This is a genomic window from Clostridium sp., from assembly GCF_051654825.1.
Classification (GTDB): domain Bacteria; phylum Bacillota; class Clostridia; order Clostridiales; family Clostridiaceae; genus Clostridium.
Genome location: NZ_JBOFYU010000144.1, coordinates 1 through 15,746 on the forward strand (window position 1 = coordinate 1; position 15,746 = coordinate 15,746).

General features: G+C 27.3%; 15 protein-coding genes. 14 read left to right on the plus strand and 1 reads right to left on the minus strand.

The genetic code is table 11. The features are described 5' to 3' along the window. The 14 genes from ACRDBA_RS08755 to cas2 form a co-directional block, all read left to right on the plus strand. The coding region (locus tag ACRDBA_RS08755) for a hypothetical protein (RefSeq protein WP_438572541.1) at positions 1 to 1,081 on the plus strand (1,081 nt) is incomplete at its 5' end. Between the two features lie 314 nt (positions 1,082 to 1,395). Further along, complete coding sequence (locus ACRDBA_RS08760) at positions 1,396 to 2,364, plus strand: Rad52/Rad22 family DNA repair protein (RefSeq protein WP_438572542.1); 969 nt, start codon at positions 1,396 to 1,398, stop codon at positions 2,362 to 2,364. 103 nt (positions 2,365 to 2,467) lie between these two features. Beyond that, positions 2,468 to 4,195 (plus strand): AAA family ATPase, encoded by a 1,728-nt coding sequence (locus ACRDBA_RS08765; RefSeq protein ID WP_438572543.1) that lies wholly within the window; start codon positions 2,468 to 2,470, stop codon positions 4,193 to 4,195. 90 nt (positions 4,196 to 4,285) lie between these two features. Then, complete coding sequence (locus ACRDBA_RS08770; RefSeq protein WP_438572544.1) at positions 4,286 to 4,753, plus strand: DUF3990 domain-containing protein; 468 nt, start codon at positions 4,286 to 4,288, stop codon at positions 4,751 to 4,753. A gap of 102 nt (positions 4,754 to 4,855) precedes the next feature. Then, positions 4,856 to 5,716 carry a HipA domain-containing protein gene (locus ACRDBA_RS08775; protein ID WP_438572545.1) on the plus strand — a complete coding sequence of 287 codons (861 nt, stop codon included), beginning with the start codon at positions 4,856 to 4,858 and terminating at the stop codon, positions 5,714 to 5,716. After that, positions 5,709 to 6,212: a hypothetical protein gene (locus ACRDBA_RS08780; protein WP_438572546.1), complete on the plus strand. Its 504-nt coding sequence runs from the start codon at positions 5,709 to 5,711 to the stop codon at positions 6,210 to 6,212. Before ACRDBA_RS08775 ends, ACRDBA_RS08780 begins: the two co-directional genes overlap by 8 nt. Positions 6,213 to 7,040: 828 nt before the next feature. Continuing rightward, positions 7,041 to 7,784: a CRISPR-associated endoribonuclease Cas6 gene (gene cas6 / locus ACRDBA_RS08785; RefSeq protein ID WP_438572547.1), complete on the plus strand. Its 744-nt coding sequence runs from the start codon at positions 7,041 to 7,043 to the stop codon at positions 7,782 to 7,784. Between the two features lie 13 nt (positions 7,785 to 7,797). Continuing rightward, on the plus strand, positions 7,798 to 9,165 hold the full coding sequence (gene cas8a1, locus ACRDBA_RS08790) for a type I CRISPR-associated protein Cas8a1/Csx8 (RefSeq protein WP_438572548.1): 1,368 nt from the start codon (positions 7,798 to 7,800) through the stop codon (positions 9,163 to 9,165). 15 nt (positions 9,166 to 9,180) lie between these two features. Further along, entirely contained in the window at positions 9,181 to 10,080 is a 900-nt protein-coding gene (gene cas7i / locus ACRDBA_RS08795; RefSeq protein ID WP_438572549.1) for a type I-B CRISPR-associated protein Cas7/Cst2/DevR, read from the plus strand. Between the two features lie 4 nt (positions 10,081 to 10,084). Beyond that, the gene (gene cas5, locus ACRDBA_RS08800; RefSeq protein ID WP_438572550.1) at positions 10,085 to 11,167 is read left to right on the plus strand and encodes a CRISPR-associated protein Cas5; all 1,083 of its coding nucleotides are present in this window, start codon (positions 10,085 to 10,087) and stop codon (positions 11,165 to 11,167) included. A 50-nt stretch (positions 11,168 to 11,217) separates the two neighbouring features. Further along, positions 11,218 to 13,497 carry a CRISPR-associated helicase Cas3' gene (gene cas3 / locus ACRDBA_RS08805; RefSeq protein ID WP_438572551.1) on the plus strand — a complete coding sequence of 760 codons (2,280 nt, stop codon included), beginning with the start codon at positions 11,218 to 11,220 and terminating at the stop codon, positions 13,495 to 13,497. A gap of 19 nt (positions 13,498 to 13,516) precedes the next feature. Continuing rightward, complete coding sequence (gene cas4, locus ACRDBA_RS08810) at positions 13,517 to 14,011, plus strand: CRISPR-associated protein Cas4 (protein ID WP_438572552.1); 495 nt, start codon at positions 13,517 to 13,519, stop codon at positions 14,009 to 14,011. A gap of 18 nt (positions 14,012 to 14,029) precedes the next feature. After that, the gene (gene cas1b / locus ACRDBA_RS08815) at positions 14,030 to 15,022 is read left to right on the plus strand and encodes a type I-B CRISPR-associated endonuclease Cas1b (RefSeq protein WP_438572553.1); all 993 of its coding nucleotides are present in this window, start codon (positions 14,030 to 14,032) and stop codon (positions 15,020 to 15,022) included. A gap of 14 nt (positions 15,023 to 15,036) precedes the next feature. Then, a complete protein-coding gene (gene cas2 / locus ACRDBA_RS08820; RefSeq protein WP_438572554.1) occupies positions 15,037 to 15,315 on the plus strand; it encodes a CRISPR-associated endonuclease Cas2 in 279 nt (92 codons plus the stop codon). Between the two features lie 141 nt (positions 15,316 to 15,456). Here cas2 and ACRDBA_RS08825 read toward each other — a convergent pair whose 3' ends face one another. Then, a complete protein-coding gene (locus ACRDBA_RS08825; RefSeq protein WP_438572555.1) occupies positions 15,457 to 15,600 on the minus strand; it encodes a hypothetical protein in 144 nt (47 codons plus the stop codon). Between the last annotated feature and the right edge of the window lie 146 nt (positions 15,601 to 15,746).

Below are 15,746 nucleotides of genomic sequence, written 5' to 3' on the forward strand. Positions count from 1 at the left end.
ACTTACTGAATTTAAATATATTGAGAATTTAGATAAGAGAGCTATAGGTTCTGCATTTAAGAATGATATTTCACTTAAATATTTAATGAAATATTTAGAAGATGAAAATAGTAAACCATTAACGAAGGTACCAACAATACTATCAGATTTACCAATTGATACTACCTCAAGAATAGATTTTTTATCAGAAGAACAAAAAAAGGATTTAGATGAAGCTGGTGACATAAATTCACCAAGTACAATAGACAAATTGATAATGTTCGATCAAGCTGAATATGATGAAATTCTATTACAGTTAGAAAAGAAAACATATATAGAGATAAAAAAGGGTGGTAAGGCAGATAAGTTCTTAGATATGATGACACAAATTGCTTTACTAAAATCAGTTAAGTATCTTAATTCAACTGACGTTAACATAATAAGATATTATTATACTCACTTAGAAAAAATGGTATTAGGTGATCCAATAGATAAAACTATATATCAAGTAGTTACGGATTTAGGACTACCTAATAGACCACAATATTATGAACAAGTAGAAAACTCATTAGCAAAACTAGGTAGTATGAATCTATCATATGATTTAGAGGGAAATTCAATACATGGTAACCTATTAGGTTGTATGATATATGAAGATGAGGGAGTTAAAAGGGCGACAGTGTACTTAGGGCCAATACTTCAAGCTGTAGTACTTAAGAAAAGTACATTTGAATATGATGAAGCAACTTTTAACAGTTTAAGTTCAGATTCACAACAACTAGCTATTTGGTTCCAAAAAAGAAGATATAGATTAGCTATTAACAGCAAGGAATATAATGATGTAATAGGGTTAGGTGCATTTTCAACAGCTATATACTGGAACACTAAAAGAAAAGATAGGCAAAGAGATAGAGTATTAGCATCCTTAAAAGAGCTTCAGGACAATAATCTTATTATTAAAGAATATAACTATGATAAGCGTGTCTATGAGTTTATGGTTGAGTATATACCATTATCACCTAGAGAATTAAGTAAGTTAGAAAGTACTTCGACTAATCAAGGAAATGTATTAAAAGAAGCTAACTATAAATTATTAGAATAAAAATAAATTGATATGTGCGAGATTAGGGGAGTTCATTAGTCAATATGTAATTAGTATTAATTATATATTAATCACCCAATAATTTCATAATGAAGATTATAAAGTATCATGGTAAAATTAATGTATAAATTAATATTTTATTTAACATAATCGGCTTATATATATGGGTTCGGTGGTATTTAACAAATTGAGTAGATAATCCTTATAGGACTCTTTATAGAGTTTTATAGGGATTTTTTTATTTCTACGAGTTAGACAATAGTAAAAGAAAGATAACAATAAACAAAAATATAACAGAAGATGAGGTAAATAATATGAATAATGGTGAAGTAATTAATGTAAGAGAGTTAGAAGCTGAATTAAAAAAACCATTCACATTTGAGGAAATTGAATGGAGAATAGGTAGTTCTTTTGAGCGTAGTGGTGAGGTTAAAGCATTAGCATTACCTTATGTAACAAGTAGAGCTATCATGGATAGATTAGATGCAGTCTTTGGAATTACTGGATGGAGTGATGAATATAAACCATGGGGTAGTAATGCACAACTATGTGGAATTACGGTAACTATAGGTGAAAAAATAATCACTAAATGGGATGGAAGCGAGAATACTGACATTGAATCTGTTAAGGGTGGATTATCTAATTCACTTAAAAGAACAGCTGTAAAATTCGGTATTGGTAGATACTTATACTCATTCGATCCTATTTGGGTACGTTGTGAAGTGAAAGGAAAAACTAAGGTTATAGCAAGAGAAGAATTTGATACAACTTTAGCAGCTTTCTATAAAAGACAACTCACTAAAATCTATGGAGTTGATATTGTAATGAACTATTCTAAAAATAACGTTAATTCTGGACAAGTTAATCAAAAGAACAATGCTAATAGTAATTATGGTAGCCAAAATAGTGGATATAATAATTCAAATAGTAATTGGACTAATGGAAACATTGAACAGAAGCAAGTTCAAAACCAAACAGCTAAGTCTAATGCTGAGATGTTTAAGACTGAAAGCAAGAAGGGTGATAGCTTTGGAAATAGAAGTAAATTTAACGGATTAAATAATTCAGAGGACATGGTGAATAACCAAGGAGCTAACAATACAAATTATTTTCAATCAGAAAATGCAAAACCTAAAGTACCAGGAGCATTTCTAAACTTTATTAAGAGTAGAATACAAGCTACAGGGAAAGAAATTAACTCAATACTAACTTACTATAAAGTAAAAGCTTTAGAAGAGCTTAGTATGGAACAGGCTAATGATTTAGTAGCTAAACTAGGTTAAGCATTAAGTATTTAACAGGAAAGATATAAGGTGGTGAGAGCTGCCTTATATTTTTTATTAAAGATAATAGAAAACAAATAGATAACAGAAAGAGGTATTTAATATGAAAATTGAAAAGATAACAATGGTAGGATTCAAAGGATACGAAAAGGAAGTAGTATATAATTTTTCAGGAAATAAAACAACTATATCAGGACCAAATGGTATTGGAAAGACAACAGTTGCAGAAGGTATCTGTTGGTGTCTTTATGGTTGTAATTTGATGGGGAATGATAAGGTTGATGGACTATTATTAAACAATAATTCAACTGAAATGCAGGTTGAAGTTGAAATTTCAATTGAAGATGTATTATATAAGATCAGTAGAATTAGAAAGAAAACAATAAGCCTTAAACTTAATGATAAAAAAACTACTCAAAAGGCATTAGATGAACTTATTCCACCAAAGGAATTATTTTTATCTATATTTAATCCAAAGTATTTCTTAAACTTAACACCAGGAAAAGCTAGAGCGAGGTTAATAAGTATGTTACCAACTATAGATCCTTTAAAGATATTAGAAAGATATAATGAATGGGAACAGATGCCTATTATATCTAAATATAAGGGCGATATAAATAATGGTATTAAGGAATTAACTAAGAAGATTAAAGATGCTAATGATAATCTTAATATAAAGATTGGAGAAAGAAATACTTATGTTCAACTAAAAGAAGAAATTGAATGTAAGAATAAGGATATTAATGTTCAAGTATTTATATCTAATGATGAATTAGCACTAATTGAAAAGCTAGAAGATAAAATAAGAGTTGAAAGAAGTAAAAAGTATGTAGGGGTTTCCTCTAAGGAACTAGAGTTAAAGCTTCAAATACTAAATAATAAATATAGAGAAATCTCTGCAGAGCAATTTATATCTGATAATATCAATTCAATAAATGAGATGGAATTAGAATTAGCAACAATGAGAGGGCAGTATAAGATATTATTGCAAAATCTTAATGAAGCTAAGGGATTAGGTTGTAACTGTAATTCCTGTGGGCAATCTATACCAGAGGAATTTAAGCTTACTCAAATTAACTCAATAGAAAATCAGATAGAAAACATTAAATTAGCAGCTAATGAATATAAAAAATCAATAGATATAATTAAAGGCATGGATGTAGATAGACAAGCTAAGTTTGATAAAAATAAGCAGGACAGCCTTATAGCTATTAGTGAAGAGATAAATTTTATTAAATTAGAAATACAGAATTTAGATGAAACTAATAGAAAAGGCGAAAGAAGCTTTATAGAAGCTCAGGAGATGTCTTTAGGAGAGTTTATAATACAATTGGATGGTTTAACTGCCAAAAGGCAAGCAGCACTTTCTATACAGGCTGAAGTAGATATAAATAATGCTAATCTGAATAAGTACAAAGATATGCTTATAAAGGTAGATGAAAATATTGAAGAGCTAAAAGTATTTATAAATGATTTAACTAAAGAAAAAAATGTTCTAGTTAACTATAATTCAAACTATGTTAATTTTATAGCTGAGATTTTTGAAACAGTACTTACTGATACAAAAATACATATTCATAAAATCAATAAAGAAACTGGTGAGATAAAGGAAGATTTCTTTGTTACATATAAGGATAAGGAGTACTCACTTCTATCGAATTCAGAAAGAATAAAAGTCGGACTAGAAATAGCTAATATGTTTAATGTGCTTCTGAATAAACAATATCCAACAGTTGTTGATGACAGTGAATCAATTTTAGAACTACCAATAATTAATACTCAAATGATAATTTGTAGAGTTGAAAATATTAATAGTATAAATGTTAGTTAAAATACTAATGCACAGTTCTTACAATACGGTATGTGACTATGTTATAATTAATAATATTAGAAATTTGTACATGAAGGGAGTAATTAAATTATGGAAAGAAATTCTGAATTAATATATCATGGAAGTTATTTAGAAATAGAGTTTCCAGAAATACGTAAACATAGATTTACAAAAGATTTCTCATGGGGATTTTATTGTACTAAGATAAAAGAACAATCAGAAAAATGGGCAGATAAGTTTAATACTTCTATAGTAAATGTTTATGAAATTAAAGATATTAATTCATTGAATGTTAAAGTTTTTGAAGATTATACTGATGAATGGCTGGAGTTTGTAGTTGAATGTCGTAGTGGAAAGACTCATGAGTATGATGTTGTTGCAGGGCCTATGGCTGATGACACTATTTATGATTATATTGAAGCTTATACTAAAGGACAAATGAATAAGCAAAAATTCTTTGAACTTATGAAATTTAAATATCCAACGCATCAAATTAGTTTCCATACAATTAAAGCTCTAGATTGTATTAACTTTATAGAAAGTTATCAAATGAAATAATAAATATAATTTAGGAATAGCTAAGGCTATTCCTATTTTTATATTAGTAATAAATAATGAAACAGAGTATAATTTATTTATAGTATTTTTGCGAGGTAGATAATGAGTAAGATAGATTTTAATAATTATAGAAAAATACCTCTAGAATTAGGGGGAGCATTACCTAAAATAGCTGTTTGGATAGAAGATAGCGTGTATATGATAAAAGAAGGTAAACAAAAAAATAATGTATATCAGAAATCATATATTGCAGAATATATAGCTTCTTTACTAGCTAAAAAAATGGGTATTGACTGTCAAGACGTTCTATTAGGGACATATGATAATAAGCCAGTATGCGCTTGTAGACTTTTTACTAAGGGAAGTTATAAAATACATCCGTATAAAGATATAAGGGATTCAAGTTTATATACCAATGTAGATAGAAGTGGATATGAATTAGATGAAGTAATTAAAGTAATTTCTAACTATAAAAACTTTACAATTAACACTAAGGAACATTTAGATAGATTTATGTTGATGACTTGCTTTGATGCCTTGATAGGAAATTCAGATAGACATTGGGGTAATTGGGGATTTATAGGGAATTTAAAGGAGTATGTATCTTTAGCACCTTTATATGATAATGGAAATAGTATGTCTTCGTTTTTATCAGAGAAAAAGATGAAGAAGGCTTTAAACTTAACAGAGGATGATTTCGTTGAACAATTTGTAAAGAATACCCCTATATCTCAAATTAAATTTAACAAGGAAAGAAAGAGCTTCTATGAAATATTTAAGCAACATGACTTTAGAGATTATACATCAGTTATAAAAAATAAGTTTAAGGTTACTGATATTAGAAAGCTTATATCTGAAGATGAAAATTTAAAGATATTTTGTGATGATATAGAGCTAGAGTTCTTTATAAGATATTTAGAAGAAAGATATAATTGTTTTATAGGTGGTGATTTATATGAGTAGTTACGAAGAGTTCATGGGGTATAACATATATAGTGATATATCAAAAATAAATAATGATGGATCAGTATCAAAAAAACTGTATGTATATTTTACTGCTAATGATTTAAATAATTATCTTATTGGTGAAATAGAAGAGCTTATTAAGGGTTCAGATATAAAATATATAGTTAAATATTATATGGATACAGTGAAAGAATGTGAAAAATTTGAAGCATTCACTCATATAAGTAGTTGTCCTTATTGGGTTAAAGATACATTCGAATTTGAAAATGATAGACCATATTTTATTGATGAAAGAACTCCATCATCTTCAAGGGATGATTTACCACAATTATTGGAAAAGGTAAGTTTACAGGTATATGATAGATTTGAGTATCTTAGGAGAACAAATGGAGTAAGTAGTGTAAATACTTTATGGGTATCTGATTCGCCAAATGACTTAGATAAAAAAGATATATGGTGGTTTGAAGAAGAATATGCAAAGTGGAGATTTTGATTCGATAAGTAACTGTAAATACAGAGTTCTCAGTTAAAAATCTATTGAAAAAGTATATGAGAGATTACTTTCTAATAAGATGCTAGAAGCTGATATAAAATAGTCTTTATAGTTAAGATTTTAAATATTTTATAAGTGATAAAATATCAGATTTAAATACATCTGTTTAATGTAGTAATCCTGATTATTTAAAATACGAGCCTGTAAAAAACTTTGTGTATCTGAAATTTCTTCTTAGAAATAATTAAAGATATTTTGTCTTCAAGTCATTGTATATATTCACCAATTAAGGTGAATAATATACTTTAATAGAAGATTTCTTTTAAAAGAACTTTGGCATTGGGAAACCTTTGCTGAAGTTTTTTTTATGCTCCTTTTGAAAATGTATCAGCAAATATTATTTTAACTAATTGGTAAGTAAGTCTGAGTTTGTATAATTTCTAGCATACTTAGAATGAACTCTTTCGGTATATAAGTATAATATTTTTTTATAAGCTTTTATTAGTAAGAAATATTAGTTTAGTATTAGTAACTTTTCTAAATTAACTATTTAAACTTTCAATAACATTTAGTTGATAAATTATTTTTATTATACAGGATATCATTTCTGCTTCATAAGGTAACATTAAAGTATTATTTTCAAGACAATCTAAAAAATGAATTATTAAATTTATACTCTTTAAAAAAACTAATACAATTTGAAATTCACATTGATAACAATTCATTCTTGTTGAATTATAACTCTTGATGAAAATATCAAGAGTTGTTTACATTAATTTACAGGTGATATATAATTAAATATAAAGATAGAGAATAAGGGGTGAATTTATGAGATTTTGCTTAATACTGGAGGTTAAAGAAAATATATTTCCAGTTGAATATAGAAAAACTATTGTAAGTTATATAAAAAATACTATTTCAAATTGTAATGGTGGAAAGTATTATGATAGCTTTTTTAAGGATACAGTACAAAAAGATTATTGCTTTACTGTTATATTGCCAAAGGCTAAATTCTGTAAAGATAAAATAGAGTTAGACAATAAAGAGATAAAGATACTTTTCTCAACTGATGATAAATATAAGACAGGGTTTATATTGTATAACGCTTTTATAGCTCAAAAAAATAAGATATACCCGCTACCTAATAATAATTATATGACTTTGAAAAGTATAACTAATAAGAAAAGGGAAGAGATAGTTAATTCAAGAGCTATATTTAAAACAACATTAGGTAGTGCATTATGTGTTAGAGATCATTGTAAGGAAACAAATAAAGATAATTATTTAGTATTTAATGATAATGAGTTTAGAGATAAGTTAAAGGTTATATTAACTAATGAACTTTTAAAAGGTGGATTTACAGAAAAAGAGGCTGAGAATGTAAAGGTTAACCCAATACAATGCAAAAAGGTTGTAGTTAAGCATTATAGAAGATATATAGATACAACAGTAGGAGTATTAGAAATACAAGGAGATAGTAGAGTATTGCAGCATTTTTATGATGTTGGAATAGGTAGTCGTAAATCAATGGGCTTTGGAATGTTAGATTTAGTTACCCAGGATTTAGTATAGAAAGGAGGTTTATATGAGGATAGAGTTACAGAATAATAAATATGATACAGCTTTAGAGTCATCTGATTGGAGATATTCAGCTGCTATAGTTGGACTAATTAGGTATTTAGATTATCATGATTTTGAGTATGAGATTAAGGATGATTCTATTTACTATAATAGTAAAGATATATCTGAAGAGAAATATTTAGAATTCGTTGAGAGTTGGTATGGGAGAGATCTACATCATAAAGTTATAGAAAATATTTTACTTAATTATGATGTTAAAGGTAAAGAAGTTACAGATGAATATATGAAGGCTATTAATGAGAAGTTATCTGCAAATACTATAATGAAAAAGACTTTTGCAAAGATAAAGTATGATAAAACTAACGCTAAAAAAATATTGGATATTATAATTGAAAATAGGAGCGGAATAATAAAAGAAACCTTTAGAAGTAAAAGTAATATGTATGCTAATTTTGCAAATACGAATCAGTTATTTAATCAAAGTCAAGATTATTGTAGATTACTTGGATATTATATTGATGCACCTAAAAAAGGTAAATCAACAGGATACAAATTTAATGCCAATAGTTTTGTAGGACAAGATGAGAAGGAATTTGATTTTATTCCATTCGCTTTTGAGGGGAATAGAGAAAGTTTCTTTATAAATGATAATTATACAATAAATAGATTATTGAACTCAAACATGCTTTTAAGAAATAAAGTAAAGGAGCAAACAGAAGATAGTAAAGGGCAAGATGTAAGGCAAATATTATTTAAAAGTATTATAGAGACATCTGATTTTATAGATAGGGATGTAGAAGTAATATATAAGGATAGAGGAAAAGGATACTTCGAAACTTTATATATTAGGAGAGATAGTATTGAAATATTTAAAAACTTTAAAAGTATAGGTATAGAGTATAAAGATTTATGTACTTCATATAAAGTAACGGATAAATACTATATAAATGTGCAGAAGGAAGTTACAGAAAGTATTTTAAATAATGTTCTACTTGATAATTTAATAGATGTTTTACTAAAGGAACCCAATAGAAGATATTTAGTAAGCCAATTAATAAAAGTGAATGTTTTAATAAGGAGGGATACGTCAATGAAGGATAAATTAAAAGGTGCTTATGGAAGTGCAAAAAAAGTAGTAGAGGCTTTAGAAACTAATAAGTTAGATAGTTATAGACAGAAGCTTACAAGCTCAATTATTTTTAAAGATTATGATAGAGTATGTCAAATATTACTTCAGTTATCAAATTACTCTGGAGTAGAGTTTAACTTTGTATATGACTTATATGATAATTTTGAAGACAATAAAGATCTAGCATATACATTTATAAATGCATTAACAAAGAAAAGTTCAAATAATAGTGAAAGCAAATAATAAGGGGTGGGAATTATGAAAGGTAAAAAAGCATTAACGTTAACTGTAGTTGCAAATATGACATCTAACTATTCAGAAGGGTTGGGGAATATTGCAAGTGTGCAAAAGGTATTTAAAAACAGAAAGGTTTATACTATAAGAAGTAAAGAAAGCTTAAAGAATGGAATTATGGTTCAAAGCGGGATGTATGATGATTTGCAAACAGAGGTGGATGGAGCAACTCAAAAATTAGCTAATAAAGATTTAAATGCATCAAATTGTAGAGCACTTGAGGGTGGATATATGAGTACAAAGGGTACTACTAATATAAGAAAAAGTTCTTTTTACTTAACAGATGCAATATCTTGTGAAAGCTTTATAAATGAAACAAGATTCCATAATAATTTATATTTAGCTAATAATCTTGCAAAATCAAAGAATATTAACTTGCAAGAAAAGGCTGGAGAGGCAGGACTTATGCCATATCAATATGAATATGATAAGTCTTTAAAAGTATATAGCATAACAGTAGATTTAGAGATGATAGGAAAAGATGAGAACTTTGAACAAGAAACAGGGTATAAAGAAGCTAGTAATACAGAAAAAGCTACAAGAGTTAATGCTATATTAGATGCAGTTGAAAATCTAAGCTTAACAGTTAAAGGTAATTTAGATAATGCTGAGCCAGTTTTTATAGTAGGCGGTTTATCAGAAAGAAAAACTCACTTCTTTGAAAATGTTGTAAAAGTTGAAGAAGAAAAATTACTTATATCAGAAGACTTAAAAGCTAAAGTACAAAAAGGATATAATGTAGGACTTTTAGAAGGGAATTCTCTAAGAAATGAAATTGAAATTAAGAATAGTTTAAATGCAACTTCTATAGTTAAATTCTTTGATACAGTTAGAGAAGAAGTAAATACTTATTACGGAGTATAAAGCTATGAAAACATTAAGGATAGTGCTTACTCAAAGTAGCGCTAATTATAAAAGGGAAGAAACTATAGAAAATAAGATGACATATCCACTACCACCTATAGCTACTGTAATAGGTGCAATTCATAATGCTTGTGGGTATAGAGAGTATCATCCAATGGATATTAGTATACAAGGAACCTTTGAATCTATGCATAAAGAACCATATACAGATTATTGCTTTTTAAATTCTGTAATGGACGATAGAGGAATATTAGTTAAAATGAAAAATGATACACTTTTATCCTCGGCTTTTGATAAAGTAGCAAGTGCAAAAAAATCACAGGGAAATAGTTTTAGAAAAGGTATAACAATACAAGTACACAATGAATCATTAATAGATGAGTTTAGGAATTTAAAGGATTTAAAAGATAAAATAGATGAATATAAAAAGTCTGAATTTAAGATTAAATTAGAAGAATTTAAAGACAAAAAGGTTGAGCTTACAAAGTTAAAAAAGTGTCTAGATAAAAAATCTAAAGAATTTAAAGAGGTTTTAGAAAAAGAGAAGGAAATAAAAACCTTAGAAAAAGATTTTAAAGAAAAGGTTAAAAACTATGAAGATGAAAATTATTCAAGGCAAATAGGTAAGTTTAGGTCATTAACTACATCTTTGAAGTATTATGAAATTCTAAATAATATTGAGTTAGTTCTTCATGTAAGAAGTGATGAGCAAACATTAAAGGAAATTGAAGATAATATTTATAATTTAAAGTCTATAGGTAGAAGTGAAGACTTTGTAAATGTTGAAGAAGCTAAAATTGTTACATTAGCTAAGGATGATGAATGTGATATTATTAGTAATTATTCTGCATTTTTAAACTATGAAGATGTTAAATCAGGTTGTATATTCTTTGATAAGGCAAAAGCTGGGCAAAATGTTAGTGGAACTAAATATTATTTAAATAAAAATTATAGAGTTTTGGATGGCAAAAGGGTTTTTGAAAAGAAAAAGGTTATTTATGCATCACAATATATTATTGAAGAGACAAGTGAAAATGTTTTAATAGATAGAGAAGATAATAGAAATTATATTGTCAACTTTATATAATCTTAAGCAGTAGGGAATAGGCTCTACTGCTTAAATTTTAGGAGAGTGTTATGAGAGATAGATTAGACATACTTAATAATGAAATATTAGCTTTAATAAAAGAGAAAAAAGCGAAACCAGATAAAACCATTGAAGAACATACTATAGATTTATTATTTAGTTTAGATAAGCTAAAGGAATTTGGATATATACAAGATGATTCATTAGTTGAACTTGTAGAAAAAGCATGTATATATCATGATATAGGTAAGATTAATGATGAATTTCAAAAAAGAGTTACAGGTAAAAGTAAAAAGTTTAACGAAGATAAAGAGGTAGTACACAACATATTATCATTATATTTTATTGATAGTAAGAGCTTTAAGAATAATGAAGATTATCATAAAGTTGCAAATAGTGTTTTAAACCACCATAATTACTGTAATAACTTTGATGAAATGAGTAAAAAGGAAGAACACATACAAAGTTTATTAGAGAAATTTAATACGTGTAGAGTTAAAAGAACTTTGAAAGCTAAATTATCTAGTAGTATTGAAGATTTAGAAACTATAAAGATAAAAGGATATTTACATAAATGTGATTATAGTGCTAGTGCGGGCACTGTAGTAGAATATCCTAATAGATTTTTAGAAGATTCACTTAATAATCTATTATTTAATTGGAAAGCTAACAATAATGAAGCCTCATGGAATACCCTACAACAATTTTGTATACAAAATAGAGATGAAAATATAATTGCAATAGCACAAACTGGTATGGGTAAAACAGAAGCTGGATTACTATGGATTGGAGATAATAAGGGTTTCTTCGTATTACCTATAAGAACAGCAATAAATGCTATATATGACAGAGTAAGAAAAGATATTTTAAACAACGATGAAATAGACAAAAGGGTAGCAATACTTCATTCAAGCTCTTTAGAGTATTACATTAGAAATATAAATAGCCCAAATGAGTATCAAGAGGAAATTGATTTAATGAATTATCATAAAGTAGGTATGCAGTTAGCTATACCGTTAAATATTTCAACTATGGATCAGATATTTGATTTTGTTTATAAATATCAAGGGTATGAGCTAAAATTAACTACTTTATCTTATTCAAAAATTGTTATAGATGAAATACAAGCATATGGACCAGACCTTCTAGCTTATCTAATATATGGACTAGAAAGAGTGGTCCAATTAGGTGGAAAGATAGCTATACTTACAGCAACACTTCCTCCATTTGTTAAAGACCTATTAAAGAAAAATGTAGGATTTAAAGAAAATGAAGAAGGATTTACTAATAATTTAAAGAGGCATAATTTGAAGGTACTACAAGATAGAATCAATAGTGATGATATATATAATAAATATCAGGAGAATAAAGGTAAAAATAAATTTAATAAGATTTTAGTTGTTTGTAATACCATTAAAGAAGCTCAAAAGATTTATGAAGAATTAAAGAATGATATTCCAAAGTCTGAACTAAATATTTTGCATAGCAAATTTATAAGAAAAGACAGATTAGAAAAAGAATCAGAGATTATAGAGTTTGGCAAAACATTTGATAAAGATAGAAATATTGATAAGCAAAATGGTATATGGATATCTACCTCTATTGTTGAAGCTAGCTTAGATATAGACTTTGATTACTTATTTACAGAGTTACAAGAGTTAAATTCATTATTTCAAAGGCTAGGTAGATGTAATAGAAAAGGTAAAAAAGATAGTAGTAAATATAATTGCTTTATATACACTGATATTGATGCTGGAAACTTAACCAATGGCGACAAAGGTTTTATTGATAAAAGGTTATATGAACTATCAAAAGAGGCAATACTTTCATATGATGGACAAATATCAGAAAAAGAAAAAATAAACTTAATAAAAAAATATCTTACTACTGAAAATTTAAAGGGTAGTGACTATATGAGAGAATATAAAAAAGTTTATAACTATGTAAAAGATATACCACCATATGAGTTTGATTTAGACAAAGTTGATTTAAGAAACATACTATCAACGGAAATAATTCCAAGTCGTATTTATAAGGACTATTATGAAGAAATACAAGGTATCTCTAATAGGTTAGTAAATGAAAGTTTAACTGCTTATGAAAGAGTAGAATTAAAGGATAAAATTAATAAATACACAGTATCTGTTCATCCATTTGACGTAAATAATTATGAAAGAGCCTTAAGAAAAGGGCAAGCTGTATCGTATTCAAAAGTCTATTTAAGTAGGAATAGTAAAGATTATATTAGGGTAATAGAGTGTGAATATGATGAAGTAGGTTATAAAAGGATGCAGTACGACAATGCTAAGAGGGAATCGAACATATGGTAATAAAAAATAGAGGTGAAGGATGGAAAAAGAAATCACTGGTGTAATGATTTATTACTATGAGGTTTGCAAAAGAAAGTTATGGTATTTCTATAATGAAATACAGATGGAGCAAGGAAATGAAAGTGTAGAAATTGGGAAAGTTATCGATGAAGAAACCTACAAGCGGGATAATAAACATATCAATATAGATAACATAATAAATATTGATTTTATAAGAACGAAAGGGATATTACATGAGGTTAAGAAAAGTAATAAGATCGAGGAGGCTAGTATATTACAAGTAAAGTATTATTTATATTTTTTAAAAAAGAAAGGTGTAAATAATATAAAAGGAAAGGTTGACTATCCATTACTTAAACAAAGTGTAGAGGTTGAATTAACAAAGGAAGATATTTTATTAATAGAGGAGATTTTAAAAGAAATACAAGCAATAGTTACTGACAAAAATTCGCCTCCTTTAGATAAAAAGAAAATATGTAAATCATGTGCTTATTATGATTTATGTTTTATATAAAAGGGGGATTTTGGATTTATGAAAAGAAGTTATTATATTTACAATAATGGTATATTAAAAAGGAAAGATAACTCTATAGCATTTACTGACGAAGCTGGAGAGAGGCGGTATATTCCAATAGAGACTGTGAATGAAATATATGTTATGTCTGAAATGGAGTTAAATACAAGTCTGATAAATTTTTTATCTCAATATGAAGTTATGGTCCATTTTTTTAATTACTATAGTTTTTATACTGGAACATTTCAACCAAGAGAGAAACTTGTATCAGGAAGTCTATTAGTTAGTCAAGTAACTCATTATACAGATGAAGATAAGAGATTAGAAATAGCAAAGAAATTCGTTGATGGAGCTAGTTATAATATTTACAGAAACTTAAGATACTATAATGGTAGAGGGAAAGATCTACAAAATTATATGGATGCCATAGAGGGCTTAAGAAAACATATCTACACAAGTAAAACTGTAAATGAGCTTATGGGATACGAAGGCAATATTAGAAAAGTATATTACGAAGCTTGGAATATAGTGATAGATCAAAAGATTGATTTCACAAAAAGAGTTAAAAATCCACCAGATAATATGATAAATACATTAATATCATTTGTTAATACTTTGGTATATACAAAGGTACTTGGAGCAATATATCATACTCAGCTTAATCCAACTGTAAGTTATCTTCATGAGCCTGGAGTTAGGAGATTCTCTTTAAGCTTAGATATTGCTGAAATTTTTAAACCTATCTTAGCAGATAGATTAATATTTTCTTTACTAAACAAAAAGCAAATAACAGAAAAGAGCTTTACTAAAGAGTTAAATTATTTACATTTAAAAAAGGAAGCATCTAGAATGATTGTAGCAGAATTAGATTCAAGATTACAAACTACTATTAAGCACAAAGATTTAAATAAAAGTGTATCCTATGAATATTTAATGAGATTAGAATGTTATAAGCTAATAAAGCATTTATTAGGTGAAAAAGATTATGATCCATTTAAGATATGGTGGTAAAGGAGCGGGAATAGATGTACGTTATATTAGTTTATGATATAAAAAGTGAAGGTGATGGCCCACGAGTTCTAAATAGAACATTTAAAGCCTGTAAAAAATATCTATCGCATATTCAAAACTCAGTATTTGAAGGTGAGCTTGCAGAATCACAAATAATTAGACTAAAATATGAATTAGATAAAATAATAAGAAAAGATGTGGATTCTATAATACTATTTAAAAGTAGAAATGAACGATGGTTAATCAAAGATTTATGGGGAAAACAAGAAGATAAAGCAAGTAATTTTATTTGATTGTCGAAGTAAGATAGTGTTAAAATATAAGGGGATAGACAATTGAAGATATTTCAAAAGGTTAAAGTACATTTAATGAATAACTAATGCTGAAAAATCAGACTTAATCTTATAAAATCATGACATAGACAAAAATAGTTGTTAAAAGCTAATAATAGAGCCGATTGTCGATGAACGTATAGCAGTAGCTCCATATTGGAATGTAAATGAATATACTAGTTCATTATTATTCTTACTTGGATCAATAGCAGTAGCTCCATATTGGAATGTAAATATATAACCCATCTAATAAAATTGCTAACATTTAGGATAGCAGTAGCTCCATATTGGAATGTAAATCAATTATATACTATTGTGGATAATTATTAGCGTATGCATAGCAGTAGCTCCATATTGGAATGTAAATACCGATAAAGCCGCTGAAGCATTAG

Bases quoted from the DNA above. Each gene is read 5' to 3' on its own strand.
- ACRDBA_RS08760 (WP_438572542.1), top strand. From the start codon at position 1,396: ATGAATAATGGTGAAGTAATTAATGTAAGAGAGTTAGAAGCTGAATTA.
- ACRDBA_RS08765 (WP_438572543.1), top strand. From the start codon at position 2,468: ATGAAAATTGAAAAGATAACAATGGTAGGATTCAAAGGATACGAAAAG.
- ACRDBA_RS08770 (WP_438572544.1), top strand. From the start codon at position 4,286: ATGGAAAGAAATTCTGAATTAATATATCATGGAAGTTATTTAGAAATA.
- ACRDBA_RS08775 (WP_438572545.1), top strand. From the start codon at position 4,856: ATGAGTAAGATAGATTTTAATAATTATAGAAAAATACCTCTAGAATTA.
- ACRDBA_RS08780 (WP_438572546.1), top strand. From the start codon at position 5,709: ATGAGTAGTTACGAAGAGTTCATGGGGTATAACATATATAGTGATATA.
- cas6 (WP_438572547.1), top strand. From the start codon at position 7,041: ATGAGATTTTGCTTAATACTGGAGGTTAAAGAAAATATATTTCCAGTT.
- cas8a1 (WP_438572548.1), top strand. From the start codon at position 7,798: ATGAGGATAGAGTTACAGAATAATAAATATGATACAGCTTTAGAGTCA.
- cas7i (WP_438572549.1), top strand. From the start codon at position 9,181: ATGAAAGGTAAAAAAGCATTAACGTTAACTGTAGTTGCAAATATGACA.
- cas5 (WP_438572550.1), top strand. From the start codon at position 10,085: ATGAAAACATTAAGGATAGTGCTTACTCAAAGTAGCGCTAATTATAAA.
- cas3 (WP_438572551.1), top strand. From the start codon at position 11,218: ATGAGAGATAGATTAGACATACTTAATAATGAAATATTAGCTTTAATA.
- cas4 (WP_438572552.1), top strand. From the start codon at position 13,517: ATGGAAAAAGAAATCACTGGTGTAATGATTTATTACTATGAGGTTTGC.
- cas1b (WP_438572553.1), top strand. From the start codon at position 14,030: ATGAAAAGAAGTTATTATATTTACAATAATGGTATATTAAAAAGGAAA.
- cas2 (WP_438572554.1), top strand. From the start codon at position 15,037: ATGTACGTTATATTAGTTTATGATATAAAAAGTGAAGGTGATGGCCCA.
- ACRDBA_RS08825 (WP_438572555.1), bottom strand. From the start codon at position 15,600: ATGGGTTATATATTTACATTCCAATATGGAGCTACTGCTATTGATCCA.